At 45.3% G+C, this 25,943-nt stretch carries 30 protein-coding genes and 1 riboswitch; of the genes, 12 read left to right on the plus strand and 18 right to left on the minus strand.

Features of this window, described 5'->3' with window-relative positions; translation table 11 throughout:
- Positions 1-18: 18 nt before the first annotated feature.
- The 3 genes from QUA71_RS17200 to def form a co-directional block, all read right to left on the minus strand.
- Positions 19-1,356: a PrsW family glutamic-type intramembrane protease gene (locus QUA71_RS17200; RefSeq protein WP_333286749.1), complete on the minus strand. Its 1,338-nt coding sequence runs from the start codon at positions 1,354-1,356 to the stop codon at positions 19-21.
- Between the two features lie 300 nt (positions 1,357-1,656).
- Positions 1,657-1,857 carry a hypothetical protein gene (locus tag QUA71_RS17205; RefSeq protein ID WP_199292547.1) on the minus strand — a complete coding sequence of 67 codons (201 nt, stop codon included), beginning with the start codon at positions 1,855-1,857 and terminating at the stop codon, positions 1,657-1,659.
- Positions 1,857-2,417 (minus strand): peptide deformylase, encoded by a 561-nt coding sequence (def, locus tag QUA71_RS17210; protein ID WP_190659061.1) that lies wholly within the window; start codon positions 2,415-2,417, stop codon positions 1,857-1,859. Before def ends, QUA71_RS17205 begins: the two co-directional genes overlap by 1 nt.
- Positions 2,418-2,518: 101 nt before the next feature.
- On the opposite strand from def, the gene QUA71_RS17215 reads away from it, so the two are divergent.
- Entirely contained in the window at positions 2,519-3,031 is a 513-nt protein-coding gene (locus QUA71_RS17215; protein WP_333286751.1) for a DUF1648 domain-containing protein, read from the plus strand.
- 244 nt (positions 3,032-3,275) lie between these two features.
- On the opposite strand, the gene QUA71_RS17220 is transcribed toward QUA71_RS17215, so the two are convergent.
- Complete coding sequence (locus QUA71_RS17220) at positions 3,276-3,695, minus strand: aspartyl protease (RefSeq protein WP_333286753.1); 420 nt, start codon at positions 3,693-3,695, stop codon at positions 3,276-3,278.
- Between the two features lie 156 nt (positions 3,696-3,851).
- Between QUA71_RS17220 and QUA71_RS17225 the strand changes: the two genes are divergently transcribed.
- Together QUA71_RS17225 and QUA71_RS17230 are read left to right on the plus strand one after the other, a co-directional pair.
- Positions 3,852-5,144 (plus strand): pentapeptide repeat-containing protein, encoded by a 1,293-nt coding sequence (locus QUA71_RS17225; RefSeq protein WP_190659067.1) that lies wholly within the window; start codon positions 3,852-3,854, stop codon positions 5,142-5,144.
- A 97-nt stretch (positions 5,145-5,241) separates the two neighbouring features.
- Positions 5,242-5,640, plus strand: a complete 399-nt coding sequence (locus tag QUA71_RS17230; protein WP_333286756.1) for a hypothetical protein — start codon at positions 5,242-5,244, stop codon at positions 5,638-5,640.
- Between the two features lie 355 nt (positions 5,641-5,995).
- Here the strand turns inward: QUA71_RS17230 and QUA71_RS17235 are convergent, their stop codons facing one another.
- Complete coding sequence (locus QUA71_RS17235; protein ID WP_333286758.1) at positions 5,996-6,619, minus strand: TenA family protein; 624 nt, start codon at positions 6,617-6,619, stop codon at positions 5,996-5,998.
- 94 nt (positions 6,620-6,713) lie between these two features.
- On the opposite strand from QUA71_RS17235, the gene QUA71_RS17240 reads away from it, so the two are divergent.
- The 3 genes from QUA71_RS17240 to QUA71_RS17250 all read left to right on the plus strand — a co-directional run bounded on the left by QUA71_RS17240 (position 6,714) and on the right by QUA71_RS17250 (position 8,548).
- The gene (locus QUA71_RS17240; RefSeq protein WP_333286759.1) at positions 6,714-6,905 is read left to right on the plus strand and encodes a hypothetical protein; all 192 of its coding nucleotides are present in this window, start codon (positions 6,714-6,716) and stop codon (positions 6,903-6,905) included.
- Positions 6,902-7,864 (plus strand): glycosyltransferase family 2 protein, encoded by a 963-nt coding sequence (locus QUA71_RS17245; protein ID WP_333286762.1) that lies wholly within the window; start codon positions 6,902-6,904, stop codon positions 7,862-7,864. Before QUA71_RS17240 ends, QUA71_RS17245 begins: the two co-directional genes overlap by 4 nt.
- Before the next feature lie 84 nt (positions 7,865-7,948).
- Positions 7,949-8,548, plus strand: coding sequence for a glutathione S-transferase family protein (locus tag QUA71_RS17250; RefSeq protein ID WP_333286764.1), 600 nt, complete (start codon positions 7,949-7,951; stop codon positions 8,546-8,548).
- Between the two features lie 712 nt (positions 8,549-9,260).
- Here the strand turns inward: QUA71_RS17250 and QUA71_RS17255 are convergent.
- From QUA71_RS17255 to QUA71_RS17265, 3 genes are all read right to left on the minus strand, one after another.
- Positions 9,261-10,358 (minus strand): HAMP domain-containing sensor histidine kinase, encoded by a 1,098-nt coding sequence (locus QUA71_RS17255; RefSeq protein ID WP_333286766.1) that lies wholly within the window; start codon positions 10,356-10,358, stop codon positions 9,261-9,263.
- Positions 10,359-10,467: 109 nt separating this feature from the next.
- Positions 10,468-10,659, minus strand: a complete 192-nt coding sequence (locus tag QUA71_RS17260) for a hypothetical protein (RefSeq protein WP_333286768.1) — start codon at positions 10,657-10,659, stop codon at positions 10,468-10,470.
- A gap of 137 nt (positions 10,660-10,796) precedes the next feature.
- Entirely contained in the window at positions 10,797-11,150 is a 354-nt protein-coding gene (locus tag QUA71_RS17265; RefSeq protein ID WP_333286770.1) for a glutathione binding-like protein, read from the minus strand.
- A gap of 62 nt (positions 11,151-11,212) precedes the next feature.
- A riboswitch (Fluoride riboswitch) is annotated at positions 11,213-11,301 on the plus strand.
- Positions 11,302-11,392: 91 nt separating this feature from the next.
- On the opposite strand from QUA71_RS17265, the gene QUA71_RS17270 reads away from it, so the two are divergent.
- Both QUA71_RS17270 and QUA71_RS17275 read left to right on the plus strand, forming a co-directional pair.
- A complete protein-coding gene (locus QUA71_RS17270; protein WP_333286772.1) occupies positions 11,393-13,015 on the plus strand; it encodes a cation:proton antiporter in 1,623 nt (540 codons plus the stop codon).
- A gap of 148 nt (positions 13,016-13,163) precedes the next feature.
- Complete coding sequence (locus QUA71_RS17275) at positions 13,164-14,420, plus strand: voltage-gated chloride channel family protein (RefSeq protein ID WP_333286774.1); 1,257 nt, start codon at positions 13,164-13,166, stop codon at positions 14,418-14,420.
- A gap of 384 nt (positions 14,421-14,804) precedes the next feature.
- On the opposite strand, the gene QUA71_RS17280 is transcribed toward QUA71_RS17275, so the two are convergent.
- From QUA71_RS17280 to QUA71_RS17310, 7 genes are all read right to left on the minus strand, one after another.
- Complete coding sequence (locus QUA71_RS17280) at positions 14,805-15,614, minus strand: glucose 1-dehydrogenase (protein WP_333286776.1); 810 nt, start codon at positions 15,612-15,614, stop codon at positions 14,805-14,807.
- A 66-nt stretch (positions 15,615-15,680) separates the two neighbouring features.
- Positions 15,681-15,821 (minus strand): hypothetical protein, encoded by a 141-nt coding sequence (locus QUA71_RS17285; RefSeq protein WP_333286778.1) that lies wholly within the window; start codon positions 15,819-15,821, stop codon positions 15,681-15,683.
- Between the two features lie 178 nt (positions 15,822-15,999).
- The gene (locus QUA71_RS17290; protein WP_333286780.1) at positions 16,000-16,395 is read right to left on the minus strand and encodes an AI-2E family transporter; all 396 of its coding nucleotides are present in this window, start codon (positions 16,393-16,395) and stop codon (positions 16,000-16,002) included.
- A gap of 102 nt (positions 16,396-16,497) precedes the next feature.
- Positions 16,498-16,746, minus strand: coding sequence for a hypothetical protein (locus QUA71_RS17295; protein WP_333286782.1), 249 nt, complete (start codon positions 16,744-16,746; stop codon positions 16,498-16,500).
- 86 nt (positions 16,747-16,832) lie between these two features.
- On the minus strand, positions 16,833-17,105 hold the full coding sequence (locus QUA71_RS17300) for a hypothetical protein (protein WP_333286784.1): 273 nt from the start codon (positions 17,103-17,105) through the stop codon (positions 16,833-16,835).
- Positions 17,106-17,607: 502 nt separating this feature from the next.
- Positions 17,608-17,787: a hypothetical protein gene (locus QUA71_RS17305; RefSeq protein WP_333286786.1), complete on the minus strand. Its 180-nt coding sequence runs from the start codon at positions 17,785-17,787 to the stop codon at positions 17,608-17,610.
- Positions 17,788-18,231: 444 nt separating this feature from the next.
- Positions 18,232-18,474 (minus strand): hypothetical protein, encoded by a 243-nt coding sequence (locus QUA71_RS17310; RefSeq protein WP_333286788.1) that lies wholly within the window; start codon positions 18,472-18,474, stop codon positions 18,232-18,234.
- Between the two features lie 1,164 nt (positions 18,475-19,638).
- Between QUA71_RS17310 and QUA71_RS17315 the strand changes: the two genes are divergently transcribed.
- On the plus strand, positions 19,639-21,621 hold the full coding sequence (locus tag QUA71_RS17315) for an adenylate/guanylate cyclase domain-containing protein (RefSeq protein WP_333286789.1): 1,983 nt from the start codon (positions 19,639-19,641) through the stop codon (positions 21,619-21,621).
- Between the two features lie 754 nt (positions 21,622-22,375).
- Here QUA71_RS17315 and QUA71_RS17320 read toward each other — a convergent pair.
- The gene (locus QUA71_RS17320) at positions 22,376-22,594 is read right to left on the minus strand and encodes a hypothetical protein (protein WP_333286791.1); all 219 of its coding nucleotides are present in this window, start codon (positions 22,592-22,594) and stop codon (positions 22,376-22,378) included.
- 43 nt (positions 22,595-22,637) lie between these two features.
- Between QUA71_RS17320 and QUA71_RS17325 the strand changes: the two genes are divergently transcribed.
- The gene (locus QUA71_RS17325) at positions 22,638-23,018 is read left to right on the plus strand and encodes a hypothetical protein (protein WP_333286793.1); all 381 of its coding nucleotides are present in this window, start codon (positions 22,638-22,640) and stop codon (positions 23,016-23,018) included.
- Positions 23,019-23,032: 14 nt separating this feature from the next.
- The gene (locus QUA71_RS17330; protein WP_333286795.1) at positions 23,033-23,434 is read left to right on the plus strand and encodes a hypothetical protein; all 402 of its coding nucleotides are present in this window, start codon (positions 23,033-23,035) and stop codon (positions 23,432-23,434) included.
- Between the two features lie 467 nt (positions 23,435-23,901).
- Here QUA71_RS17330 and QUA71_RS17335 read toward each other — a convergent pair whose 3' ends face one another.
- On the minus strand, positions 23,902-24,687 hold the full coding sequence (locus QUA71_RS17335) for a PspA/IM30 family protein (RefSeq protein WP_190663796.1): 786 nt from the start codon (positions 24,685-24,687) through the stop codon (positions 23,902-23,904).
- A gap of 70 nt (positions 24,688-24,757) precedes the next feature.
- Here QUA71_RS17335 and QUA71_RS17340 point away from each other — a divergent pair, with 70 nt between their 5' ends.
- Positions 24,758-24,934, plus strand: a complete 177-nt coding sequence (locus tag QUA71_RS17340) for a hypothetical protein (RefSeq protein ID WP_333069845.1) — start codon at positions 24,758-24,760, stop codon at positions 24,932-24,934.
- Between the two features lie 54 nt (positions 24,935-24,988).
- On the opposite strand, the gene QUA71_RS17345 is transcribed toward QUA71_RS17340, so the two are convergent.
- The gene (locus QUA71_RS17345; protein ID WP_333286797.1) at positions 24,989-25,693 is read right to left on the minus strand and encodes a PspA/IM30 family protein; all 705 of its coding nucleotides are present in this window, start codon (positions 25,691-25,693) and stop codon (positions 24,989-24,991) included.
- Positions 25,694-25,943 lie beyond the last annotated feature (250 nt).

Consider the following 25,943-nt stretch of genomic DNA (forward strand, 5'->3'; position numbering starts at 1 on the left):
CAATTAAGCACTCAGAAATCACTTTTCCAAGAATATTCGAGTTGCAAAATTTTGCTCTCGATTGGGAGACAGAGCTCTGGCTTTCAAAATCGCGGCTACCAAAAAGGCATAGGACAAAACTCCCACCAAGGCCAGCAAAAGTACGCTGACGGCTCCCGACGCATTCCACAAAGCGTGAAGTGCTGAAGCGCTGAAATAACCTACGGCCAAAATAGGCCAGCGTTTTCTGGGTTTGAGGGCGCTCAAACCGATAAAATATCCCAAATAGCCGCTGTAAGCCATGTGTCCGGCGGCGGAACCCAAAATGCGGGGAATTAGCAACTGCAATCCTACTAATTGTCCGGCCTCAGCCCCTGCTTGCAGGGTGACATTTTGGATGACATTGGGAACGTACTGTCCCAGAGTTTCTAACAGTGTAAAGCCGACTGCCGAAGCACTTCCTAACAGAATTCCGTCTAAAGGTTCCCAAACGCCGATTCGATCGCGCCACGGATTTCGCAGCCAATTTCCCAGCAGCATCGCTCCCAAAACGGGCAGGGCTTTCAGCAATTCTTCCATCAGACCCGCCCCGAAAAACATTCTGTTCAAAAAAGGCAAAAAACTGATTGTTTCGCCTGCGGTTGGCAGGCGGCCGGGCAAAATTTCTCTAAATACGAATATAAATCCAATTAATAAGGGGCTGATCACAATCAGGACTGTAGCTAACGCCGAACCAAGCAATACCCACCAAGGCTTGTGTTTGCCGCACAGTTGATAGATAAAGTAGTAAGCCGCACCGGCGAGGTAAGCTGACAGCAGCAAATTGAATGCTGCGGAATTTCCAACTGCGACAAACATCGACACGACAACAATAACTGTGGCAATACCTGGATATAAGTAAGCTTTTTGGCTTAATTGTTTCCCAGTGGAGGCGATCGGGAATAATTGAGTTAAAGTGAGAGCGTCTTTTTCGCTACCAGCAAAATTGCCCCTTTGTGGTGCTCTTAATCCGGGTTTATTTTGGTAAGGGGTTACGGGAGATTCAAATATAAATTCAGGGCCGTCAAGGCCGAGAATGATGCGATCGCCTGTTTCTAAAGTTTGGCAGCCAGAGAGCTTTTTTCCGTTGATATAAGTTCCGTTAGCACTGTTGAGGTCGCAAATTTCCCATCTCGTTACAGTACCCTGAGTTAGGGGACGGATCGTGGCGTGGCGACGGGAAACCATGCCGTGATTGATCGACTCTAAAGCTATTTGACAATTGCGATCGCGTCCGATGACCAATTCCCCATCTTCACAAAGTTGGTACTTGGATGCTGGCGTTCCCGCAGCGTCTTTGGCTGGCACTTGTCGCAGAAATCCGATTTCATTAGTCATGAGTTATGAGTCATCAGTCATCAGTCATTAGTCATGAGTTATGAGTGCGCGAGGTGTTAGCTGATGTTATTTTTGGGCAGTCTTTACTCCACAGTGATTAGTGATGAGTTCGCGAGCTGTTAGCTGATGTTATTTATCCGCTATTTTTCTGCCACAGTTATTAGTTGTTAGGTGCTAACTAATGACTAATAGACATCTCCAAAAATTCTTGTGGGGATTAAGGGTTAGGCATTCTGCCTGCCCAAAACCTACTTTTCTGGAGATGTCTAATGACTAAAAACTCATGACTAAAAACTCTGCTTATAGATTTGCCCTGGCATCCTGAACGGCTGCATAGAAAAATATGCCCGTTAGCGGTACGCTCAGGGCGAGGATGATGCCCGTGACTAAATTGCCAAGTTGAGCTTCTCCCGATGACAGCTCAAAGATGGAGCCGACTGCCGCGATCGCAGTGATGCACGAAAGAGCTAAGAGTAAACCACTTTTCGGAGTTCCTGCCATCATACGGATTTTACTGCCTTGGGCGAAAATTTATGCTTGACTAATGCTTCATTCAGTGCCAGCTTGTTTTCTACTCTGTCTACAAACAGCACTCCGTTGAGGTGATCCATTTCGTGCTGAATTGCCCTCGACAGTAACTCTGTTGCTATCAGGGTTTGTGGGCGACCGTATTCGTCGCGGTAGGATACTTCAATGACTTCTGGGCGTTTGACTTCTAAATAAACTCCCGGAATGCTCAAACACCCTTCTTGCAAGATGCAGATATCGCCGCTGCTACTTTTGATGGTGGGATTGATCAAAACGATTGGGGGTGTTGCGGGGTTTTCCGGGTCGCAGTCGAGGACGATTACTTGTTTGTGGACTCCGACTTGGGGGGCGGCCAAACCGATACCGTCGGCGCTGTACATGGTTTGCAGCATTTCTCGGACTAGCTGCCGAATTTCTGCATCAACGCTTTTGACGCGCTTTGCTGGCTGCCGCAGGACGCGATCGCCTAATGTGTGTATTGTTAGGGGCGGTTTTTCTAACTTTTTCTTTTCAATCAAGACCTGAGCCGTCATAGAACCTCGCGGGATGTTTGGAAACCCCCAACGAAAGCTGTTGGGGGATGAAATTGGAACCAATACTATTATTTTCAATATTAATCTAATTTTAAGTAGCCATGACTGGAAACGCACCAAACCAACGACCGATTATTTCTCTGAGGCTTTCGCCTGTTTTAGTGGCAGTAGAGCTTTTCGGTGCGATCGCGATTTTGCTGGCTGTTTTGCTCATCGTCAAGTTTTGGGCCGTTTTGCCCGATCGAATTCCGATTCATTTCGGCTTAGGGGGGCTGCCTGATGCTTGGGGCGACAAGGTGACGATTTGGATCGTGCTGGCGGTTGCTGCCATTATTTTTGCGGTTTTAACTGCGGTTTCGCGCTATCGGCATACTTTTAATTATCCGGTACGGATTACTTCTGAGAACGCTCACCGGCAATATCTGTTGGGCAGAGGCCTTTTGGCTTGGCTGAAGGCGGAGATTTGCTGGCTGTTGGCGTTTGTGGTGCGGCAGCAAATTCTTGTCGCTTTGGGCAATGCTCAAAGGTTTAGTGTGGAGTTAGTTTTGGGGATAATTGTTTTGATATTTGGGACGGTTGGCGTGTATTTGCTCAAGTCTTATTCTGCTCGCTAGAGGTAGGGTCAAAAACTTACATCTACCCCCAAAAACCATTTCTCGCTCGCTTTTATTTAAGCGATGTTAATAATATATAACATCTCAATAATCGAGATAACTCGTTTGTGATGAGGAATAAATTACTCAATTTATTTTGAGAAGTTTAGTTCTCACTATAAACATTTTTGAGGGCGGATAATTGACGGGGAATGATAGGAATCACCGGCGACAAGTTTGTGCTATGATGGTAAACGCCGATCGACTAACCCATCAGATATGTTTGCTGATTGTTCATCGGCAATACTCGCAACCGTCGATTTTTTAAATCAGGTTCTAAGCCTAGTTCTTCCATGGGAATCACGCCCAGCAAAACAGCAGAAACGCCTTCGGGTAACTCAAAACAATCAAATCTCCCTTCTCTCCCCTCTACAATAATTTGAGCGCCTGCAAAAATTCGACCTTTTTTGATTCCGGCTGATGTTTCTACATCTCTTTGTCCTACTTGTCTTAAACATAGTTGGCTAATAATAGGAGCGGGCAAGGACAGCAGAGTTGATCCGGTATCGACAACAACGTTATCGAGGGTAACAGAGCGAACTTCCTCAGCAGCAATGAATCCCCGTTCAGCCATAAATAGATCTATGAAATTCGTGACGGTGATTGTAGTGATTACTTGACCCATTTGTTTTTATGGCAGATTGGGGAGTACCAGGGTCATAATATGTTACCTCTTTGAGTATAATTAGTGGATATTTCTATTGTAATGCTATCTAGAATCCTGCGAAAGTTAGTTAAAATCGTTTTAGTAATCGGCCAAAATTAGAACTTGCCTCAACGCATGACACCAGAAAACAACTCTTCTCAACCCAATCGCCCTGAATCTAACGTGACTGTAGAAAGTCTCAACGGTGCGAGCCCTACTGCGCCACCAGAATCAGGGACAATCGTCGCTACTGCTGAACCGAAAAAACCGATACCGCCGCCTCCAACTCGCAAGGTTTTATTGCCGCAGCAGCCGGAACAAACGACTACTGAGAAGTCTGGGTCCGTGGTGACGCTGGGGTTGATCGCAGCGATGATTTTTGGGCTGGCCAATGACAATATTTGGCTGGGCTTAATTGGCGCCATCGGTGCGATCGGCATATCGCTGCGGCTGATGTGGCCGAGTTGGGGCAAAATCTGGGCGCAGGTAATTCCGCCGACTTGGCGCACTCTGATCGTCGCCTGCTTCGGGCTTTTAGCTGGGATTGTTGGCTTGCTGATGCTCAGCGGTAGTAATACTGAACCGGGAAGCCGCAACATCCAAATCAACTGGGACGCCATCGGCGCTCTCGGCGAGCTGATCGGCGCTTTGGGTCAAATTTTGATCGCAATTTTGGGCGTTTACGTGGCTTGGCGGCAGTACGTGATCTCGAAAGATTTGACGATTCAGCAAAACAGAATTACGCAGCAGCAAACGATCGATGCTTATTTTCAAGGGGTTTCGGACTTAGCCCTTGACGAACAAGGGTTTTTGGAAGACTGGCCGCAGGAAAGGGCGATCGCAGAAGGTCGCACGGCTGCGATTATGAGCAGTGTAGATGCTGAAGGTAAAGCTAAAATTCTGCGGTTTTTGTCGCAGTCTAGATTGGTTACTCCTCTGAAGCGCGATCGGCTTTTAGGCCGCCCCATCCTGGACGGTGACGGCGGCTACGCTGAAGATAGAGATCACGGTATCCGTGTTATCGATCTCAATGTCATGTTAGCGGGTGCTGACCTGGCTGGCACTGATTTGCGGTGGACGGATTTGAGCGAAGCCAACCTCGTCCGCGCCAATCTCAGCAAGTGCGATTTAGTGAAAGCCAACCTCTCCCGCGCTGTCTTGTACGACGCCAATCTTGCTCGCGCCGACATGAGAGGCGCCGCATTATTCTACGGCTCGGCAGAAACTGCATCTCCCCGCAGCCGTACCGAATTTCCCAACTATCAAACGGGTGAACATACCGGCGCTGTGGTTGAACATGCTGATTTCACCGGTGTCAAGCGGCTGTCGGACGAGCAGCGCTATTACTGCTGCGCTTGGTGTGGCTCGAAGTCGAGAGAGACTATTCCCGGTGGCTGCGAAGGGATTCCCAATAAACTCGGACGTTAAAATTAGTAGTACGCCTGTACTTACGTATATATTTGGCGATCGCTCGGCAGCGGACTATACTTTAATTTTAAATCTACAGTCTTGCGCTGTTTTAGCCATGGCAAATACGGATTTAGGGATAGAAGTAATTCCGCGCCTGGAGCGATCCAAAAGCAGGGACGGGTTAATTTTTGTAATTGCTATGTGGTTTCTGAGCCGATCGATAATTGCGATCGGGATGCAGCTAATTACTCCTTTAGTCTGCAAAAACCCGCCCCTGTATGATCCCCGGCCACCTCTGGATTTTGTAAGCGGCTTCCTTCCCAAAAGTGGCTGGGAACAGTTTTCGCACTGGGACGGTAAATGGTACGTCGAAATCGCTAATTTAGGCTACAGCTATGCAGAGGACGAGCAGCAGCATTCTGTAGCTTTTTATCCCCTATTTCCTTTGCTGATACGCGGGTTGACGACTCTTGGAATGCAAGTGGAATTAGCAGGGGCACTAATTAATAGTTGAGCGTTCTTGGGGGCATTATTGGTGGTTGCAAGCTGTTAGTAAAGTTGCGATGGCTTTGGGCGCTGGCTATTTGTTGTCGTAGTTGCGAAAAAGGCTGAGCATTACAGTCGTCTGTTTCGGTTTTTGCTCTTTAGCACTACTAATAAACTCCGGTGCTCTGCAATCGCTTCACCGATACGCTTACGGCATTGTGTCGTTCTAGATGGGACTCGGTTTAGTGTTGAGTAGTCAGCCGCGTTGGGGATATGCTGTTATGACATTATTTGCTATATTCCTGCTGTACATGAGTGTTAAACTTGCTGCGTGGGCGTAGGAAGCTTAAGATAATTATCCATCTTTTTTGCCCAAACTTAATTTACTCTATTTCCCAAGCTGCCTGAAAAAAGTCTCTTTCACACAGCATAGCGTAGCGATAGGTTGCTTCTACTTCCGGCCCAGCTTCTGCGTAGCGATCGACCAAACTTTCCAGCCGTTTTGCTAAAAACTCAAAATCAGGGCTGTTATAGGTGGAAATCCAGTCGCTAAAGGCGTGTTCCGGTATATGAGGTTTAGCTAGCTGCTGTCCCAAAAAAGCATACAACCGCAAGCAAGGAGTCATCGCGGCTACTGTCAAACCGACACCGCTTCCCCAGGCTGTCGCTAATAAAAAATCTGTGTAGCGGCGGGTAGCGATTCCCGGTTTAGCCTCTTGCAAGTTTACCCCCCATTTGCCTGCATATCCTTGATGCAACCGAAGTTCTTCTAAAACACCGCTGCCGAGATTGTGGAGGATTTCAAACCCATCCCAGTCGGGTGCTTTTGCTGCAGCGATACTGTAAGCGCGAGCGAAGGCTCCCAGAAAAAATGCGTCTTGTGCAACGTAATATGCAAAACTATTTTGGGGGAGGCTGCCGTCAGCAAGGCCTCTGACAAAGGGATGTTGCAGACAAGCTTCGCTTAAGTCTTGATTTGCTTGCCACAGATAATTGGAATTTGTCATGCAATTTTTAATCGAGGGGTTATGATTGTGATTTTTATAGTCTGAACTAAACATCTATGATAACAAATATTTTCCGGCGTGCGTCAGTCTTCTGGTGTCTTTATTTTTCGTATTTAAGAAAATAGATAAGTTTGGGTACGCTGCTATTTTGTCGGCTGCTGTTGTCTGGCTCAAAGAGCGAAATTACGTGCCGAATCTCTGTCGTGAAGCAGCCAGCGTGTTTGGGGAAAAAGAAACTTTTGATTTAAGGCTTGAAAAGCCGATTTTTAAACATAAACAGCAATGAACGATACACCTAAGTATTCTTTGGTAATTCCTATCTATAACGAAGAAGAAAATCTCGCTGAATTGTATCGGCGAATTAGTGCCGTGATGGATCGGCTAGACGGCCCAGTAGAATTAATTTTAATTAATGATGGTAGCCGCGATCGCTCTCTCGAACTTTTGCGAGAATTGCACGAAAAAGATTCGCGAATTTGCTACCTTAGTTTTGCTCGCAATTTCGGCCATCAAATAGCTGTAACTGCTGGTTTAAACTTTTCTAGTGGTAAAGTTGTAGTCATCATGGACGGGGATTTGCAAGACCCGCCAGAGCTAATTATAGATATGGTAGAACAGTGGCGGCAGGGCTATCAAGTTGTTTACGCTCAGCGCACTCACCGCCGTCAAGAAGGTTGGTTTAAGCGGTTGCCCGCTTATATGTATTATCGCATTTTGCGGAATCTTGCTGATGTTGATATTCCCATAGATACGGGAGATTTTTGTTTGATGGATAGGTGCGTGGTGGACGTGCTCAATGCGATGCCTGAACGCAACCGCTACATTCGGGGACTGCGCGCTTGGATTGGTTTTAAACAAACGGCGGTTAAGTTTGAACGCGATCCGCGTTTTGCTGGCGATGTTAAGTATACCTTCAGTAAATCTTTTGCTTTGGCGATGAACGGTTTAGTGTCTTTTTCAAAGGTTCCTCTGCAACTGTCGATTTATTTGGGTTTGTTTTCGGCTTTCGTGTCTGTTTTGATGGCTTTTTTGGTTTTGTATTGGCGTCTTTTCTCTGCGGGTTCGGCATTAACTGGTTTGACAATTGTGATTATGGCGGTTTTCTTTTTGGGTGCGGTGCAGTTGGTTAGTATTGGGATTTTGGGCCAGTATATAGGGCGTATTTACGAGGAGGTGAAGGGCCGGCCGCTTTATACTTTGGCAGAAGTGGCTGGTTTTGGCGATCGACACCGATCGCCAAAATAATTTTAGCAAACAACTGTTAACTCATCGTGCCTAAATTATCTAATTTATGAGATTATTTAAGATCGTAAAATCTTCTCAAGACTCATGTTTAAACTTTACGAGTATTCCTCCTCGGGCAATTGCTATAAAGTTCGCTTGCTCTTAACTCAGCTCAATATGGCGTTCGATCGCACAGAAATTGATATTCTCCAAGGAAAAAGCCGCACACCTGAATTTTTGGTCAAAAATCCCAATGGCCGCATTCCGGTGTTAGAAATCGCACCGGGTAAATTTCTGTTTGAATCGAATGCGATTATGTTTTACTTGAGCGAAGAAACTGAGTTTTTCCCCACGGATAAATTTGAACGCGCTCAAGTCATGCAGTGGTTGTTTTTTGAACAGTACAGTCACGAACCTTTTATTGCTACTTCTCGTTTTTGGTATATGACAGGGAAAGCAGAAGAATATCAGGAAGCACTCCAACAAAAACAAGCACCGGGTTATGCTGCTTTGGGGCTGATGGAACAGCATTTAGCAAACCATGCTTTTTTTGTAGGCGATCGCTATACAATTGCTGACATCGGTTTATTTGCTTACACTCACGTTGCTGACGAAGGCGGATTTGATTTAACCAGATTCCCGGCAATTCAAACTTGGATCGATCGCGTCAAGAATCAGGCTCGATATATTAGCATAACCCAATGAAATTTAATTTAAATGAGGCTAAAAATACTATACGTCTATAAGATTACCGTCACATTTCTCAGTTGTCTAAAGTAATAAGTGATGCGCCTTGACGACTAAAATTTTACGCGGCTGTAAAACACTCGTTAAGCGTATTGCTCGGTGGAAAGAAAACTAGCTCGACGTTGAGTTACTCGGGCTGCTCTTCCTCTGTGTCGGCAATGGCTCGTTTCGTGGCAAAGCCGTTGAGAATGATGCCTCGAATCAGCGATACTTCGGCATCCAGGCTTTTGGCGCGGCGCGATCTTCGTATTTTGCGGCCGGACTTTGTAAATTGTAATTTCCCATTTGCTCAGACAATTGACGCAAAAACGTGACCTTTTCCTCCATTATTTGAGTCCGCCTGCCGAAGTTCCAATAACGATAATGTCGTGTCCCGGCATAAATTCCTTTTTTAAGTGAGTGATTGAAAACCGGCCAAGGTTATCTATATTTTTTGAATTTTTTAGCAGAACTTGGCTGAGGTTTAGCAGCAGTAACAAAATGGTAGTTAAGACTAAAACCTGTATTTTACAGTGCTTTGACTTCTAAATATTTTTGCTAGTACGCATAAGTATATAGGGTAAGGCAGAGCTGGAATCCATTGAAATATTGTTCAAGTCAACTTAACAAAAGCCCTTATCGACCAAAAGATTTCTCTTGCTAAACATAAGTCTCTCAGCAACTAGGCCAACTAACAGGGAAATTTAGGCAACTTAATGATGAAGCTTGTCCCCTTGCCCTCTGCACTTTCAACTTCCAGTGTCCCTTTATGCGCCTCAGTAATATTTTTTGCTAAAAATAATCCTAATCCCCAGCCTGTTTGCTCCTCGGCAGAAATGGTTCGACGAAATTGTTGAAATAGGATGGATTGAGCGTCTAGGGCGATCGGATTGCCTTCATTATGGATAGTAAGGCTGATCTGGGTTTCAGTTTGCTGGAGTGTGAGTGTAATCGGCGTACTAGGCGCACCATATTTCACAGCGTTAATTGCTAAATTTTCAATCACCCGCCGTATTTCTTTACGGCTGCAAAAAGCCCAGATATCAGGGTCAGAAACCACAACAAACCGCTCTCCATAGGCGAAGCTCAAATCTTCTACTACCTCTTGGACTAGCATCTGAAAATCGCATTCTTCAAGTTCAATCTTTAAGCTCTGCCCTGCCCGCAGCCGGCTCGCATCAAGCAGATTTTGAATCATCGAATCCAGGCGATTGATCGCACCCAGCATCCTCGCGGCCACATCCATGTGGGTATCTCCTCGTTCCAGCCGCCGCAGAGTCAGTTGAGTTCCCATTTTTACGACATTGATGGGATTTCTGAGGTCGTGAGTTAGCGTCACCATAAATAGTTCTTGAATATCTCTCAGCGTTTCGGAGAATTGAGTGGCCGCGTCATTAACAGCTTGCTCAATGGAGCCGATAATAATGTCTCGATCCTGCACTCCTAAAGGTGCTTCTTCTTCTAAAACTTGAAATATTACTTGACGCAGGAGGTGATACTCGAAAATTAGGTGAGTCATGGAGTAGTCAGCATACCCCGCCCGTTCCTGCCCATGCAGCCTGCCAATCCGCGTACTTTCTACCTCGTCGGCTGTGATTCGGGCAGATGTCCTAACAATTCTGTTTGAGAGTTCATCTACCAGTTGGTTTAAGTACAGAGGTAGGGAATCTTGCAAGACAAGAGAAGTTTGATGCGTTGATGCACCAACTTCCTCACGCGCCCGCTTCTCCCACATCCCCATAATTTTTTCAGAATTTTGTTTAAGACGGTCAGACGCTTCGTTGGACATCGTTTCTGATTTTCTTGAGGACTGGTTGTTGAGACAAGATTTTCTCCCTTATTTATAAGGCAGCGCAAGCAATCTTGCAAGTATAGAGGCAGCCTCAGCCTTTAACAGGTTAGCAAGTAACAGGTCTCAATCTCCTCGTGAAACAGGCTTGAATATCAGTTCCCATGGCGGTAATTTCTACCGACACGGCTTGAATTGATTTTGCACTCGCTAGTTCTGCTTCCTCATTCTCGGCATTCTGACTCACCAATAAATTTGATGCCAAAATCCTAGATAAAGACGATCCAAATGGTGATGCCATCGCTTCTCGTAGAGAATTCAGTCCCCAAATTAGGTCAACATTTAGATGCCAAAGATTACATCTGTTCGAGTTATATTCCTCTGGTTTCCTGCTGCCAATTAGATTGCACTTAGACACACTTTTTTGATGCTGGGCAACTAACTCATTTTCTCCCACCATGTCCGTAGTTTCGGCGTTTGAGGGGTAATCACTTCAAAATCTGGAGTTTGGGAAATGTAGATAAAGATGGGAATCACGTAGAAATTAGCAATGCTCGCTTCGCTGCCGAGCAGATAGGGGCTACCCGCAGCTAGCGACTCGATCGCCTCTATAGCAGTTTGTGCAGGCGCGATCGCATTTTTGGCTGTAGCCTCATCTGTTTGGCCGCCCTGACTCGGCACAATCAGTCGCTCAATCACAATAGTTCCAATGGCAGGGCGATAGAAATAGCTATAAATAATCGCCCAGATTTGACGCATCCTAGCTTGGAACAATGAATCGGAAAAGCTCAATTTGCGATCTGCTTTAGGGAATGGGCACGGAAATGGAAGATCAGCTTCAATAGTGGTATAAAAGTAATGATGGCGATGGAGCTCGCCGAAACCGCCCTTCGTTATTAATAATCTTCATAACGTTTAAAAGGCTGATGGCTCCTACTGTTCCGACTTGTGGCGGAAGGGTAGGATAGTGCGGATGCCTCGATCGATCTTTCCCCTACAAGTCACCTTCATCGATTCAGCTTCAAGGTGGCGTGATGTTAGAAAGTATTATCTGGATTTTATTAATGGGCTTTTTTGTCGGGCAGATTGCTCGACGGCTGAAAGCTCCAGCACTCGTAGGTATGGTGCTGGTGGGCATTTTATTAGGCCCGCAACTGGGGAATGTCATTAGCCCAGAGGTTTTGGGCGCTGCGAATTCCCTTCGCACCATTGCCGTGATGGTGATTTTGATGAAGGCGGGGTTAGGACTCGATCGCGAAAAGCTATCCCAACAGGGAACCGTGGCGCTGCGATTAGGCTTTCTGCCTGCAGCTTGCGAGGCTATCTCTATTGCTGTCGCCGCGATGTGGCTACTTCAGTTTGATTTTTTGACGGGGCTACTGCTAGGCTGCATCATTGGCGCGGAATCTCCAGCAGTAATTGTTCCCGGAATGCTGCGGTTAAAAAGTCTAGGTTGGGGAGTAAAAAAAGGAATTCCCGATGCGATTCTGACTGGAAGTGCCTTGTCAGATGTATTGCTTTTGCTGGTGTTTAGCCTACTGCTAGCATTTCTGTCCCAAGGGAAAGCTACAGCCATTACCTTACTAGGAATCACCCTCAGCCCTCTGCAATTGCTGCCATTTCAAATCCTCATCCAAATTAGCTTGGGGGTGCTGTTGGGATGGGTGACTGCTCGAATTTTGGTGTCACTATTAGTCAAGCAAAACTGGACTCAAACTGCGGTTCAGGACTCCCTAGTGGCTGCTGGCTTTGCCCTAGGGCTGGTAGTATCAGCCGAACATATTCCGGTTTTCTCTGGCTATTTGGCTGTCATGGCGGCGGGGTTTTTCCTGATTGAGTTCGATGCGCCTTTAGCACGAAGATTGCGGGGTGGCTTTGACAGTTTGTGGACGATCGCGGAAATTATTTTGTTTGTGCTGCTGGGAGCCAGTATTCAACTTAATGTCTTAGGAAATACATTGCTGGTTGGTCTGTTGGTGTTGGCGATCGGGACTCTAATTGGGCGATCGCTCGGTTGGTATCTTTCCACTTTAGGTAGTAATTGGACTGGGAAAGAACGGCTGTTTTTGCTAGCAGGAAATTCCGCTAAGGCAACGGTACAGGCGGCGATAGGGGCGATTCCCCTAGCTCAGGGCATTGCTGGTGGCGAGACGATTTTGGCGATCGCAGCTCTCTCAATTTTAGTAACCGCTCCCTTGGGTGCTTGGGCAATTCCTACCTTTGCTCCCAAACTATTAGAAAAAGGCGAAGTTGACCCGACCAAAGTAGCTATTTCCGGTCGTCCAGTTTTTCTCGCAGCAGTAGACGCTTCCCCTCTAACAACAGATGTTTTAACTAAGACCGCAGACTTAGCTCGGCGCAGTGATGGAGATGTGATTGTTTTGTATGTAGATAATCTGGGGGATAAAAGCACCAACTTACTATTACAACAACAAGCACAACGAATATTATCAGATATTCGCCATGAGTTCCTGAGTCTTTCGGGTACAGTTCCAGAGGAGATTATCCGCGTGGCGCAAGCTCGGCAAGTGACATATATTGCGATCGGAAAACGAGGGCATCAACCTTGGGAAGAAGTGCTAGTAGGTTCGGTTTCTCAAGCCGTCTTAGAAACCAGTCCTATTCCTGTCATCTTGGTGGAATCTAGTTACAAGTAATCCCAAATATGGGTTTTATATCCCCTTGATACTCTTCTCCCCTCTCTGCGTCCTCTGCGCCCTCTGCGGTTCATAAACAAGGCCGTAATTAACGCAGATTTAGGCTCGATCGCAACGAGCCTAAATTTATCCAAAAGAATCATTCCTTATGAAAAGTCTCCCTCAAATTGAGCAGTTCACAGTCATTCTGCAACTCAGCAAGTGGTTCATTATTTCTTGTATCGTTGGTATGCTTTCCGGCCTTGGTTCCGCCGCTCTCCTCGCATCTTTAGAATGGGCAACCAATTGGCGAGAATCTCATTTATGGGCGATCGCCTTACTACCCCTAGGTGGATTCTTCAGCGGTTGGATTTATCATAAATATGGCAAAAAAGTAGAAGCCGGAAATAATCTTTTACTCGAAGAGATTCATCATCCCCAAAGCATTATTCCCTTACGAATGGCTCCTATGGTGCTGTTAGGGACAGATTTAACCCATTTATTTGGAGGTTCAGCAGGTCGGGAAGGGACAGCCCTACAAATTGCGGCATCCCTTGCCGATCAGTTGACTAAAATATTCCACTTTAAACCCAGGGAGCGCCGAACTTTATTAATGGCGGGGATTAGTGGAGGATTTGCTTCGGTTTTTGGAACTCCCTTAGCTGGAACTATCTTTGGTTTAGAGGTTTTAGCGATTGGTACGATTAACCATAATGCTCTTTTTCCCTGTTTAGTTGCAGCAGTGGTGGGCGATCGCATTACCTTAAATCTGGGGTTGCATCACACCGCATACCGCCACGCTCCGCTTGTACCAATGATAACTCCAATGGGGCTAGTTTATGCAATTATAGCTGGCATAATTTTCGGCATTGTAGCGATGATTTTTGCGAAACTAACTCATCAAATTAGCCACTTCTTTAAAGCCCAGATATCCTACCCTCCTTTACGTCCGGCAATCGGCGGTGTTATTGTCGCCTTGACTGTTTGGGCGATCGGCTCAACTAAGTATATCGGTCTTGGTATTCCTACCATTGTCGATGCGTTTTACACTCAGTTACCGCCTTGGGATTTTGCGGCAAAAATAGGTTTAACGGCGTTGACATTAGGGGCTGGTTTTAAGGGCGGTGAAGTTACTCCTCTATTTTTTATTGGCGCAACATTAGGCAATGCTTTGTCATTAATCTTGGGATTACCAGCACCTTTATTGGCAGGAATGGGATTTGTGGGAGTCTTTGGTGGCGCTGCCAATACCCCGATCGCTGCAACTTTAATGGGAATTGAACTTTTTGGACTAGAATCTGGGGTGTTTGTGGCGATCGCTTGTGTGATGAGCTACCTTTTTTCAGGTGATGCTGGCATCTATAGCTCACAGCGTCTTGGCGCTGGTAAATACCATTTTATGCCCACAAAAAAAGGGTCAAACTAGGAAAAATCCGCCCCGAAAATAGCTCCAAAATCCGAATAAGATGTTAAAATAATTAATTAATTTCATGACTTACATTAATAGCAGAAACTATTGATTTTTGGAGCGCAGTCACGTCAGCGCGATCGAGGATTTTTCTCTGTCAAGTTCATCGCCCCAATGAATTATTTGATTGTTACGCAGCAAGATACCACTACTTGACATCTTTGCGGTCTAACTCGTCCGCAATGCCTTCCTGGCTGCCACGTTCAATCATATCTGCCTGAGACCTTAATGCGGTTTAGTCTAGTGTCCGGTGAGTAAAGAAAGCGATCGCCCAAAAAAATCCTTGTTTAGGTAAAATGACAGCGATCGCCTATTTCCTCCCCATAGTTTCTCCCAGTTAATTTAGGCAGACCAAGATTCGCGAAAGTCAGCATAGAGGGTCAATCCACCATCAATATAGAGCGTTTGTCCCGTAATGTAAGCCGCTTCATCTGATGCCAGAAATGCCGCTGCTGCAGCCATTTCCTCCGATGTGCCTGCCCGCCCCATTCGGATATGGCTTTCAACCACTGCCTTTTGTTCTGGATTGTCCGTCCAGCTTTCATTAATCGGTGTAATCGTCGCACCGGGCGCAATAGCATTGACGCGGATGCCTCGGTTTGCGTATTCCAACGCTAGGGTTTTAGTCAGATTTCCCATGCCGCCTTTGCTGATGGAATAGCTGATATACATCGGGCGGGGAATGATTTCATGCACACTCGAAATATTGATAATCACCCCAGAGCGCTGCTGCTCTAACAGATGCTTAATGGTTTCCCGCGCACAGAGATATGCACCTCGCAAATTGACGCCAATTACGCGATCGAATTCATCGGTTGGCACTTCATGGGAGGCGCTTTCTGTTTGAATCCCAGCATTATTAATCAGGATATCCAGACTACCAAATTTATCAATGACACTATTCACCATACGAAGGATGTCGTCTTCTTTGGAGACATCTCCCTGAACTAATAGCGTTTCAACCCCGCATTCCGATGCTTGTCCACAGGCTTTTTGCAGAGCTATTTCTTCAGTATCTTCTGCCTCTTCTAAGCTTTTGCGATAGTTAACGGCAATGTTGCAACCTTCTTGAGCGAGACGAATGGCGATCGCCTGCCCAATGCCTGAACTCGCTCCAGTAATTAGTGCGTTTTTTCCTTTTAAACCTTTCATAATTGCTCTCCCAGAGATTTAAAACAAAATATTTTAACCGAAACCTCAAGCCAACTAGCTTCAACATCAACCAGAAGGTTGTTCTGTCTTTTCCCCACGCATTTCATCAATATCCAGGATGCCGATCACCGCGCCCGCGATCGGGAGCGACAGAAAAACCCCGACCAATCCAGCGACTCGCGCCCCCACTAATAGCGCAAAGAACATAATGACTGGATTTATATTAATGGAGCCTTGCATAATATAATACGGGGCATGAGTAAGTTTTCTTCAACCTGCTGTAAAACAATGCAACCCACTCAAACTTTCAAACTGAGCAGAATTCTTTGAGGCAGAATAATCAGGCAGATTAGGCTAATCCCAATCGTTGCGCCAATACCGGGAATCAGGTCAAATGCGCCTGCGACTGCAGCCCTAACCAGTGCATAGGAATATCCCGAAAAATAAACACCACAAAGGTAGAGATGCCGAAGAAGATTGATAACAGCAACCGACCCCAAAAGAAACCCAGAAAGTTCTTTTGAATTGCCCTGGTCAAATCATCGCGTAAGCCGGGTGGAAAGAGCCTCACGATCAGATTCCCTAGTCGTCTACCATCTAGCAGCCTAAAGAAGCTAACCACCGCAATCACAATCACATCTAGCAAATTGAATAACAGATTTTGCACTGTGGAAAAACCCATGCCAATGATGCCGAGAACTTGTTCGCGCAGTTGTGCCTCAAAGGTGCTGAAATCGAGCGTAATATTGCGCTTTAGCAGAAAGGATTGAAGTGTTTCCAACAGTGCGATCGCCTAGACTAAAAATTGAGGAGCCTGTTCTAATAAATGCTGTGCTTGGGAAAGGGTAGCTAATCCTTACTTTGCCCTTAACCCACCTAGAAGCTAAAAGGCCAGTAAAAACACCAGCACTACCCCTACCCAACGAGGGATGAAATGAGATACAAATGTGACGGGAGGGTTCAGCAGAAAGGCGAGAATAGCTGCAAAAATAAAAACAATCAGAACCCTTTCAAAATATGCTAACGCCTGCACGATCGCCCAGCCAACCGTCAATAGTAGCAGGTAGCGAATGAGTTGAGAATTGTTCAGGTGTTCCCACATCCGATTGGTGTTAATTTTTGGATTGTCCATTACAGCCTGTCAACCTCTCCACCGTTCCTCATCCGCCTGATTAAAGGTTTTGCTATACCTTATTGATTTGATTTATGCTTACCTAATTATTGAAGTTTCCACGCAATTAGACCAACAAGTGCAATCAGACCTAATGCTCTACGAAAGTAATTAACGCCTTGGAATAATTCTTCCCAAGCCCAAGTAAACAAAGAGCCAAAGGCTAGTATCTGCAACCCTGAATTAATTTGACCTGTTGTAACAATGAGCGTTAATAAAGTAGCTACAATCCCGACACTCAGTGGTAGATTGGGCATCTGAGCTATAACAATTTGGCCTTCGCTGTCCCGGAATGTGCGATCGAACAATGTGTTTTCCATGAGTTTCTCGTGTCAATCTAATAAATAGAACCAGGTTAACCTTCAATACTGCGAGCCTTGTTGGGAACGATACTACAAGCTTTAGAGGACAAGGATCATAAAAAACTCGAATTAAATGCAAGTCAGAAGTGGAGATGACATTGATTTAATTATCCACAGTGGCTCAAAGTGAGAGATAATTAGCCACTGAACCCTAGAATAACTGTTAAGAATTTGAACAGTTAAATATGGGATTTATCCTGAATCGAGTTTTTTTGATTCCCTATCATGAATTTATTTGGCTTGTTTTTACCATCCTTTTAAAGGCTTTTTATTGGAGTGGCTAGAGGGTAGTTTTATAGTAAAATTCAAAATTTTAAATATCATCTCTCGGTTGGAATAGTTTAGAGTAAAAGGTTATCTATAATTGGACAGACATCATCGTTTCTCTAGTATCGCATCGAGAGCGATCGACTTCATGCTCAAATCCAAGGTCAGCAATTCACAGGTCTAAACCTTTTCGTCAAGCAGGCTTGAACCTTGGCAGTGCAGTAATTTCTGTTTCCACAGCTTGAATTGATTGTGTAGCCGCTATTTCTGCTCGATCGCTCTCAGCATCCTGACTCACAAAAAATGTGGTCAGCGCTGCTGTCAAATAACCACATACGCCGATCGCACACAACGCCAGGAAAAAACAAAGCACCTGCCCTTGGGCTGTTTTCGGAAACTAATCAGAGGCGATCGTGCTCATCAACATTCCCGTCAACCACAGCGCAGTGCCATAGTCATTAATGCCAGCACTACCATTAGGAAATTCGCACTCAAACGCCTAACTTCCAGCCACTCCAATTAGGGTGACGATCGCTATCAGTTTACAGAAGAATCCAGAATTCAGGAGCCAAAATGGATTCTGTGCGACAGGATGGAGAATCGAGGTTGAAAACCCCTGGGGGGGCGACAAAGAGGCTTAGGAGATAGATCGAATCAGGGTTGCAGCCCGCATACCTTGTTGATAAAAGCGGCGTTTATTTCGAGTTAACTTGATTAACTGTTCCACCTCCAAAGAATATTGTTCGAGATAATTAACCCACTTTTCTCCATTTGGCGCCAACACCAAATGTACTCCGTCTTCGATATTTTTTTTATGTTATTGACGCCGAAATACATATTTTTCTACCTGCTTTTTCCGAAGTTCAATGCCTTCAAATATTGCCAAACTGTAGGCGAGTGTCACGAGCAGAATTATGTTAATCAATCGGTTCCATTTTAAGCTAGTTCTTTCCATATCGTAGCCTCCTGTTTGACAATCTCGAAACATTTCTTCAATCCTCATCCGTTGCTTGTAAGCATCGTGAAGCGAAGCTATCCCGCAGGGAATCGCTGTCGGCAATGACCCTAAACCTGTGAGAATAAACCACGCTTCATCTACCTACCATGTCCCAGAGTTTCTTTTCCACTTACAAGCAACATCAAATCCAGTTGCCGGTTTAGTTTTTCTCACTCTTTTACATTGAAAATATCAAGAGGTTCCACAGCATGATTTCTAATTCATCTAACCGCTGCCAAACTAAATGTTCTATTTCGATACAATGATTCCTCTTGAGTCTTAATTAAACCAAAAGACACACCCTTTTCCTTCAGCCAGTTTCCTAAGTCGAACTCGCAAAATTCCCGGTTTCCTAAAACGATGACTTTATCTTCTGAAAATAATGGTAAAACTTGCCGTAGATTTGTAGTTTGTTCCTCGAAGTTGCTGCTGCCCAAATTGGGCAACAATGACCAGTATAATGGAATTGCTCTTCGCTTCCAGATTAAGCTAACTAACCATGAAGAGATTAATACACCCATTGACTGCGCTCGCTTGCGATTGATAAGCTTTGACCAACACGGCAATAAGTGCTCAACCAATAAGTAATTAATGGGAACCAAATTAATTCGAGCGTTAAGTTCCGTAAATCTAAAAATTTTTGTAATTTACGACGCCGACTTTCGGCTGTAATTAGACAGGGAAATACTCGGGGGAGCCGATCTCATCTCACTTGTTTTTCAGATTGCATCAAGGATAGCAAGGTTTTCATCACAAAAAACTGAGATGGCGTCAGGTATTTTTGTAAATGAGTCTGGTAGAATCTTCGTATCATTATTTTTTTGGATAAGCAAGCGTGTAACAATTCTGCTGCCTATTTTTTTTTACCACCAGTTAACTCAATCCTTACTAACTATGGGTTTCCGGCGGTTTGTCACCCCCCCAGGAGGCACAATATTCATCAATAAAATTGATGGTGGGTAGAGATGGGCGGGCTTCATCCATAGACAGCAACTGAGTTGGGGTCATTGTCGGCTATTATACTCCCATCAGAGTGACACAAGAGCAATAAATTGCCTATTGAAATTGTCGAAAGGCTTGTGGGGTATGAGGTGTAGGCTGTAGGCGCATGCAAATTAAATTCCTATTAACTTATGCTAGGTATCAATTTCGGGAGAAGTCACTATGCTTGGTAAATCAAGGATGCCCTTATCACCTAGACTTTTCACAAAAATTTCCCTACAAATAATGCTAATTGTTCCATTTGTTGTCCAAACAGTTGGAGCAGTGGCTGTTGTTGGTTATCTTTCCTATAGAAACGGTCAAAAAGCAGTAAATGATGTAGCTACTCAGTTGCGGAATGATATTAGCGATCGCATCCAGGAAAATCTAACTTATCTGGTTGCTATTCCCTTTCAAACCTTTGAAAGCTATGATGCAACTCTGAGCCAAAACCGCATCGATCTTAATAATGGGAGAGATGTAGAGAAGTTTCTATGGAAACAACTCCCAGCCTTTCCCCATGTTGCTGCCACAGTTTTTGTTAACGCCAATCAGGAGTTTTTTGGGGCTGAGCGGCAGGAGGATGGCGCGCTCGTCATCCGTGCTTCGGAGGTAGAAAATAACCACACTTTGACTACCTATACCAGCAGTCCAGAGGGGGAACGCCGGGAAATTACCAACGCCGGGAAACCTAACTGGGACCCCCGCAAACGCCCCTACTATAAAATTCCAGTCCAGAAAAAGCAAGCTGTTTGGGGAACAGTGTATCCCCACATTACAGGTGAATTCCTATACATTGCGGCTGGCAAACCCATATATACCAAGAAGACAGGAGATCTCCAAGGAGTCTGGATGACAAGCTTAAATCTGGTAATGTTTGGGGATTTTTTAAGCAAGCTCAAAATCGGTAAAACTGGGCAAAGTTTTATTCTGGAACGTTCTGGAGAAATGATTGCCACCTCTACAGAAGAAAAGCCCTTTAAAAATTACCCAGAAAAGGTTGTCGAACTGCCAGAGCAACGAGTTGAACGACTCAACGTTGTCAATAGTAGCAATGCCATCACCCAAAAAGCAAGTCAAGCTTTGCTAGAGCAGTTTCATGATTTTCAAAATATCCAAGCATCTCATCAACTGAAGTTTACCGTCGATGGTAAAAATTATTTCGTCCAAGTCGCTCCTTTTCGAGATAGTAAAGGTATTGACTGGTTGGTGGTGGTGACTATTCCAGAAGCAGACTTTATGAATCAGATTAATGCCAATACTCAGACTACAATCCTGCTCTGTTTAGCCACTTTGATTATGGCAATTTTGTTGGGTATCCTGACCGCTCGCCGGATTATCCGTCCTGTGGAGCGGATCACCACTGCTTCGGAAGCGATTGCTGAGGGCAATCTCAACCAACAAGTGGAGGTTAGTTCGATCATTGAACTTGGCAAATTAGCCAACGTTTTTAACGCCATGACCAAACAACTGAAGGATTCTCTAGATGCCCTCCATTTGGCCAATGAAGAGTTGGAAGCTAGAGTGGAGCAAAGAACTGGAGAACTGCGCCAAGAAAAAGAAAAGTCAGAACAATTACTTTTGAATATCTTACCTGCGGAAATTGCCGATCGCCTCATGCGGACTAATGAATCCCCTGCTGAACATTTTGAAGAAGCCACGATTTTGTTTGCGGATATCGTAGGTTTTACCAGTATCTCGGCACGGATAGAGCCGTTGCAATTGGTAGCAGGTTTGAACCAAATTTTCTCTGCCTTCGATCAACTCACTGAAAAGTATGGCTTAGAGAAAATTAAAACCATTGGGGATGCCTACATGGTAGTTGGTGGTTTACCCGCTTCTCGACCGGATCATTGCGAAGCGATCGCCAACATGGCGTTGGATATGCAAGCCTATATGGAAAACGTGAAGAATATTTTTGGGGAATCTCTACAAATTCGGATCGGGATTAATACGGGTCCTGTAATTGCGGGAGTAATTGGGATTAAGAAATTTATCTATGACCTCTGGGGTGATGCGGTGAATATCGCCTCAAGGATGGAATCCCACGGCAAACCGGGATACATTCAAGTCACCGATGCGACTTATCTCAAATTACAGAATAAATATTTACTAGAGCCAAGGGGTACGATCGAGGTCAAGGGAAGAGGAGAAATGATGACCTATTGGCTTTTGGGTCGGCGGGAAGGAATATTAGCCGCTAGCACTGGAGAGGTGAATAAGTGTTAAAATAACGTTAAGTAAGGGTTAGTTTAACTCAATAGATCTCTCAATATTTTGGTCTAATTATCAACAATAAATATCTCAAAGTCTGGTTTTATCGTACATACTAGCTAATTTAGGATGATTGCATTTACGGCCTTGAGCTTAAATACACAGAGGCTTCGGTTGTTTTCGGAGATGTCTAGAGTTTTTCCTCACCGCACCTCATAAATAATTAGACTTTAAATAATTATGGCTTACAGCTAGATAGTTTTCCTAACCCACAGGCATTTTCCTGGATTCCATTCAAATTACATAAAAAACTCTCCATGCCTTTTTCCGCTTCTGCTTCAAAACCGCTAAATTCTCGCTTTTCTTTTACCTTTAACACTCAATTGCTTAGTAATTGATGTATAATAATGCAAAACAAAAATTAGATTAATTACAAAAAAAACTAAAGTTAAAACAAAGGTAAAAAAAGACGTAAACGACAACCTTGAAGTCATCGTAAACATCGCCAAAATGATTGAGCAAAGCCCAAAACCGGAAGCAAAAGAACTTAAAAGCAGCAACCGCACCTTAGACATAGTTTAATTTAAAGATTATCAGTAAAATGCACTCTTGGCATCTACAGAGGAGTGCCAAATGATACTTATTACTATATAGCGGAAGTGATCAGTTCCGCCAAGGGCAAAACGACTGCTTTCCTAAAAAGGTTTGAATTATACAGAAAAATATAGCCCGCGCTCTTGTAAACTCCTGTTGCTCGACTTAATATCAATCAAAGGAATTCCCCAGCCTCCGCGAGCATTCCACCTTTCGCGGTACAGTCACCGCAGCCGCAATCCCGCTGACAGCAAAGATTCGCTTCCAAAACCGCGCTTTCCCTGGGATTCCAAACATTGCCAAAATCCACAAACGGCGTCACCTGCAAAACTCCTTGTTTTCGGATACCGCAACTCAACTGAATCAAAAATCCCGCTATCTGCCAGGAAAGCATCCTGACGGTAGCCCCGCAATGTGTCTGAGCCTCTTATACCGAATTGTTCGATCGCCAAAAGCTCGGCCCGAACCAATGCCACATCCGATCGCACCTGCAGCAGCGTCTCACGAGCCAACAACCGCACGTACTGCAACCCCGCCCTCAAAAATTAACGGTCAGCGTCGTTCCTGCTCACGGTAGCGCCAAATGCTGCCATTCCGAGACAGAACTGCGATCGCGCCGCCAAGACATCTCTCTCTCCCCTCTGAGTAAAATCCTGAAACAGCCTCAGCGCCGCAACCCGAGTTCTACGCCGATTATCTGCTCCCGGCGACAGCGCGATCGCGATTTCTCTTCTCGGATTTTGCACGATCGGCTCGCGGTAAATCAACTGCCAACTACTTCCGCCATCGATCGACTTTTATCGTACCCGGAATCTTAGCAATTCTGCTGGCTGTGCCGGCGCGGGAAAAGCAGGCGGCAAAAGCTGTTCGCATGAAAGCAAGGGCGCTGGCCGCGCGGGTTATGGGAGGGGAGCCGGATTTGGCGGCCGCGGGTTGGGAATGGGAAATTCTTGTCTGTTTTCTCCTCGGTTCGGCAATTGAGGGAGAGTTTCTGGGGCCTCACTTTGCGTCGTTTGATCGAGCTCCGGGATGCTATTTTCTTGCTCTTTACTGCCTCTATCTGATTCTGAACCCGAGTATAAATCACGAAGCCGATCGCGATCGTCTGCTGTTTCTTGATTTAGTTTTAATTGAGACGGTAAATTATCATGCAAAATTGGCGCTTGCACCCCTGAGTCGGTACCAACCATCGACTCGCCAACACTTAGAGCTGATAGCAGTGCGGGGCAAATAGCTGCAATTGAAAAACCAAGTGCTAATGCCTTGAAAAACTTGATTTTACAAAAGCCTCTAGAAAAGTGCACGGGCATGACAGATTAGCCATATTTGATAGTTATTTACAGTTACGATCGGGCGAAGCCGACGCAACTGCAAGGAATAAAATTACTTTATCACTTTTTAAATAGTTAATTCCTTAAGTCAATATAAAGATAGTTGACAGCACTTCTATTTTGTGTAACTGACAATTGCTAAAAACACTGCGACCTCCCAAGCTAGCCCTCTTGCAAGGAATAAAATTACTTTATCACTTTTTAAATAGTTAATTCCTTAAATCAATATAAAGATAGTTGACAGAAATCCTATTTTGTGTACTTGACCATTACTTAAAAAAACTCCGACCTCCCAAGCTAGCCCTGTAGGTCGGCGGAGCATTCTATCAAACCTGCGATCTGAGAAATAGGTAAATTTGGATAGAGATTACTACATTTTATTGAGCTGCGATCGCAATTCTTCCAACTCAGCGTCAATCACCTGGCTCGACTCCGAGCTACTAGCTGCTGCCGTTTTACCCGCTGCCGGCAATTGACCTTGAGACACAGAACCCCCGGTCAGTTGAGCTTTCATCTGAGCCAACTCGTCGTCAACATCACCGCCGCTTTCGAGCAAGCGGAACTGTTCCTCTAAATTGCTGCCGCCGGCGGCCAATTCTGCCGAAGCTCCCGCGCGAGCTTCAATCTGCAAAACTTTTTCTTCCATGCGATCGAAAGCTGCCATTGAACTGCCAGTATTCAATGTGCCAATGGTATTGTTGAGCTGTTCCTGAGCCTTGGCAGCGGATATCCTCGCCTTGAGCATATCCTTCTTAGTCTTAGCTTCGGAAATTTTGCTCTCCAAACCGATCAAGTTGCGCTTGAGACTTTCCACCTGAGCCGATTGCTGATCCAGGCTGGCTTTCAGCGTAGCCGCCGTTTCAGCGTGAGACTTTTTGCGAACCAGCGCTTCCCGGGCCAAAGTCTCGTCTCCTTTTTGCAGGGCTAGCTGAGCGCGCTGCTGCCACTGGTTAGACTGAGATTCAGCTTGATTGTACTGAGTCTGGGTACGCTTTTGAGTGGCGATCGCGCTGGCAACGGCCTGACGCAACTGCACCAAGTCTTCCTGCATATCCGTAACGGACTGTTCTAAAATCTTTTCCGGGTCTTCAGCTTTGTTGACCAGATCGTTAAGATTGGCTTTGACGACTCGGCTAATGCGGTCAAATAATCCCATAATGCTATTTTTCCTGGGTGAGGTGTACGAAGTAGGCGGAAAGCAGGCTTGATAGCCCTAGCCCGCAGTTGTGAAATTCACTCTTGTCAGATTTTTAGTGCGATTTAGTTTTTGGCAATTTTTGCAGACAGATAAATCCAGTTTAAAGCGATCGAGTAATGTGATGCAGGCAAGCTTATTCATGCACCTATCTATTGAGTTTAACGTCGATCCGGGAATTCCCCAACAGGCTTCGAGCCATCTCTAGCTAGGCTGTTGAGAAGTTTTTGCTCGTCCCGACTCTTGTTCTGTTGTCTGGGGTTCAGGATGCGGGCGGCTCGCTCGACGGCAATTTGGGTGTATTCTTGCCCGGAAGCATTTGTGCTTTCATCGCCGCCAACTCGGTATCCACATCGTCGGCACCTTCGAGAGAGAGAAACTTCTTTTCTAAATCATTAGTTCCGAGTTCTGCGATTGCTTCGGAGCGAGCTTCTAGCTCCATGACTTTCTCTTCCATCCGTTCAAACGCGCTCAAAGCGCTGCCGGTACTGAGATTGCCCATCATTTCTTGAAGCCTTTCCGACGATGCGGCCGATCGAGCTCGGGCAATGTACATATCTTTTTTAGATTTTGCCTCGGAAATTTTACTTTCGAGCGCCCGCATATTTTCTTTTAGTTTAGTCACAACAACGTTCTGTTGTCCGAGACTGGCTTTCATCGCCGTTGCCGTTTCTTGATAAGATTTCTTGCGCGTCAGAGCTTCCCGCGCCAAATTTTCCTCGCCTTTTTGCAAAGCTAGCTGCGCCCGCTGATGCCATTCTGCTGCTGTAGACTCAGCTTGGGAGCACTGGCGTTCAGTGCGTTTTTGAGCTGCAATCGCTCCTGCCACAGCTTGTCTGAGCTGCACTAAATCTTCCTGCATATCCATTACAGCCTGTTCCAGAATTTTTTCTGGGTCTTCTGCAGCCCCGACCAAACTGTTAATATTGGCTCGAATCACTCGCCATAGGCGATCGAATAATCCCATTTTGCCAGTCTCCCGATTTTCAACTTTAGAATTAACACAGAGAAATCAGAATTCAAAACTAAAAATGAAAACTCATCAATCGTCTTTTTAATTTTGAATTTTGAATTTTTAATTCCCTCAAAGTTAGGTCGTCATGATTATTTTTAGGATGGGTAGGGCGCGAGCATTACCCATCAAAACTGAGCAATTGTTGGGTGAAGCGAAACGGAGGGTTCGTGCCTCGGGCCCAACCTACTCCCCGATCATCAGT

Source organism: Microcoleus sp. MON1_C5 (assembly GCF_036701875.1).
Taxonomy (GTDB): Bacteria; Cyanobacteriota; Cyanobacteriia; order Cyanobacteriales; family Microcoleaceae; genus Microcoleus.

Excerpts from the sequence above, each read along its gene's own strand:
- QUA71_RS17200 (WP_333286749.1), bottom strand. The coding sequence starts at position 1,356 with ATGACTAATGAAATCGGATTTCTGCGACAAGTGCCAGCCAAAGACGCT.
- QUA71_RS17205 (WP_199292547.1), bottom strand. The coding sequence starts at position 1,857 with ATGGCAGGAACTCCGAAAAGTGGTTTACTCTTAGCTCTTTCGTGCATC.
- def (WP_190659061.1), bottom strand. The coding sequence starts at position 2,417 with ATGACGGCTCAGGTCTTGATTGAAAAGAAAAAGTTAGAAAAACCGCCC.
- QUA71_RS17215 (WP_333286751.1), top strand. The coding sequence starts at position 2,519 with ATGACTGGAAACGCACCAAACCAACGACCGATTATTTCTCTGAGGCTT.
- QUA71_RS17220 (WP_333286753.1), bottom strand. The coding sequence starts at position 3,695 with ATGGGTCAAGTAATCACTACAATCACCGTCACGAATTTCATAGATCTA.
- QUA71_RS17225 (WP_190659067.1), top strand. The coding sequence starts at position 3,852 with ATGACACCAGAAAACAACTCTTCTCAACCCAATCGCCCTGAATCTAAC.
- QUA71_RS17230 (WP_333286756.1), top strand. The coding sequence starts at position 5,242 with ATGGCAAATACGGATTTAGGGATAGAAGTAATTCCGCGCCTGGAGCGA.
- QUA71_RS17235 (WP_333286758.1), bottom strand. The coding sequence starts at position 6,619 with ATGACAAATTCCAATTATCTGTGGCAAGCAAATCAAGACTTAAGCGAA.
- QUA71_RS17245 (WP_333286762.1), top strand. The coding sequence starts at position 6,902 with ATGAACGATACACCTAAGTATTCTTTGGTAATTCCTATCTATAACGAA.
- QUA71_RS17250 (WP_333286764.1), top strand. The coding sequence starts at position 7,949 with ATGTTTAAACTTTACGAGTATTCCTCCTCGGGCAATTGCTATAAAGTT.
- QUA71_RS17255 (WP_333286766.1), bottom strand. The coding sequence starts at position 10,358 with ATGTCCAACGAAGCGTCTGACCGTCTTAAACAAAATTCTGAAAAAATT.
- QUA71_RS17260 (WP_333286768.1), bottom strand. The coding sequence starts at position 10,659 with ATGGCATCACCATTTGGATCGTCTTTATCTAGGATTTTGGCATCAAAT.
- QUA71_RS17270 (WP_333286772.1), top strand. The coding sequence starts at position 11,393 with ATGTTAGAAAGTATTATCTGGATTTTATTAATGGGCTTTTTTGTCGGG.
- QUA71_RS17275 (WP_333286774.1), top strand. The coding sequence starts at position 13,164 with ATGAAAAGTCTCCCTCAAATTGAGCAGTTCACAGTCATTCTGCAACTC.
- QUA71_RS17280 (WP_333286776.1), bottom strand. The coding sequence starts at position 15,614 with ATGAAAGGTTTAAAAGGAAAAAACGCACTAATTACTGGAGCGAGTTCA.
- QUA71_RS17285 (WP_333286778.1), bottom strand. The coding sequence starts at position 15,821 with ATGTTCTTTGCGCTATTAGTGGGGGCGCGAGTCGCTGGATTGGTCGGG.
- QUA71_RS17295 (WP_333286782.1), bottom strand. The coding sequence starts at position 16,746 with ATGGACAATCCAAAAATTAACACCAATCGGATGTGGGAACACCTGAAC.
- QUA71_RS17300 (WP_333286784.1), bottom strand. The coding sequence starts at position 17,105 with ATGGAAAACACATTGTTCGATCGCACATTCCGGGACAGCGAAGGCCAA.
- QUA71_RS17315 (WP_333286789.1), top strand. The coding sequence starts at position 19,639 with ATGCTAATTGTTCCATTTGTTGTCCAAACAGTTGGAGCAGTGGCTGTT.
- QUA71_RS17320 (WP_333286791.1), bottom strand. The coding sequence starts at position 22,594 with ATGCTTTCCTGGCAGATAGCGGGATTTTTGATTCAGTTGAGTTGCGGT.
- QUA71_RS17335 (WP_190663796.1), bottom strand. The coding sequence starts at position 24,687 with ATGGGATTATTTGACCGCATTAGCCGAGTCGTCAAAGCCAATCTTAAC.
- QUA71_RS17345 (WP_333286797.1), bottom strand. The coding sequence starts at position 25,693 with ATGGGATTATTCGATCGCCTATGGCGAGTGATTCGAGCCAATATTAAC.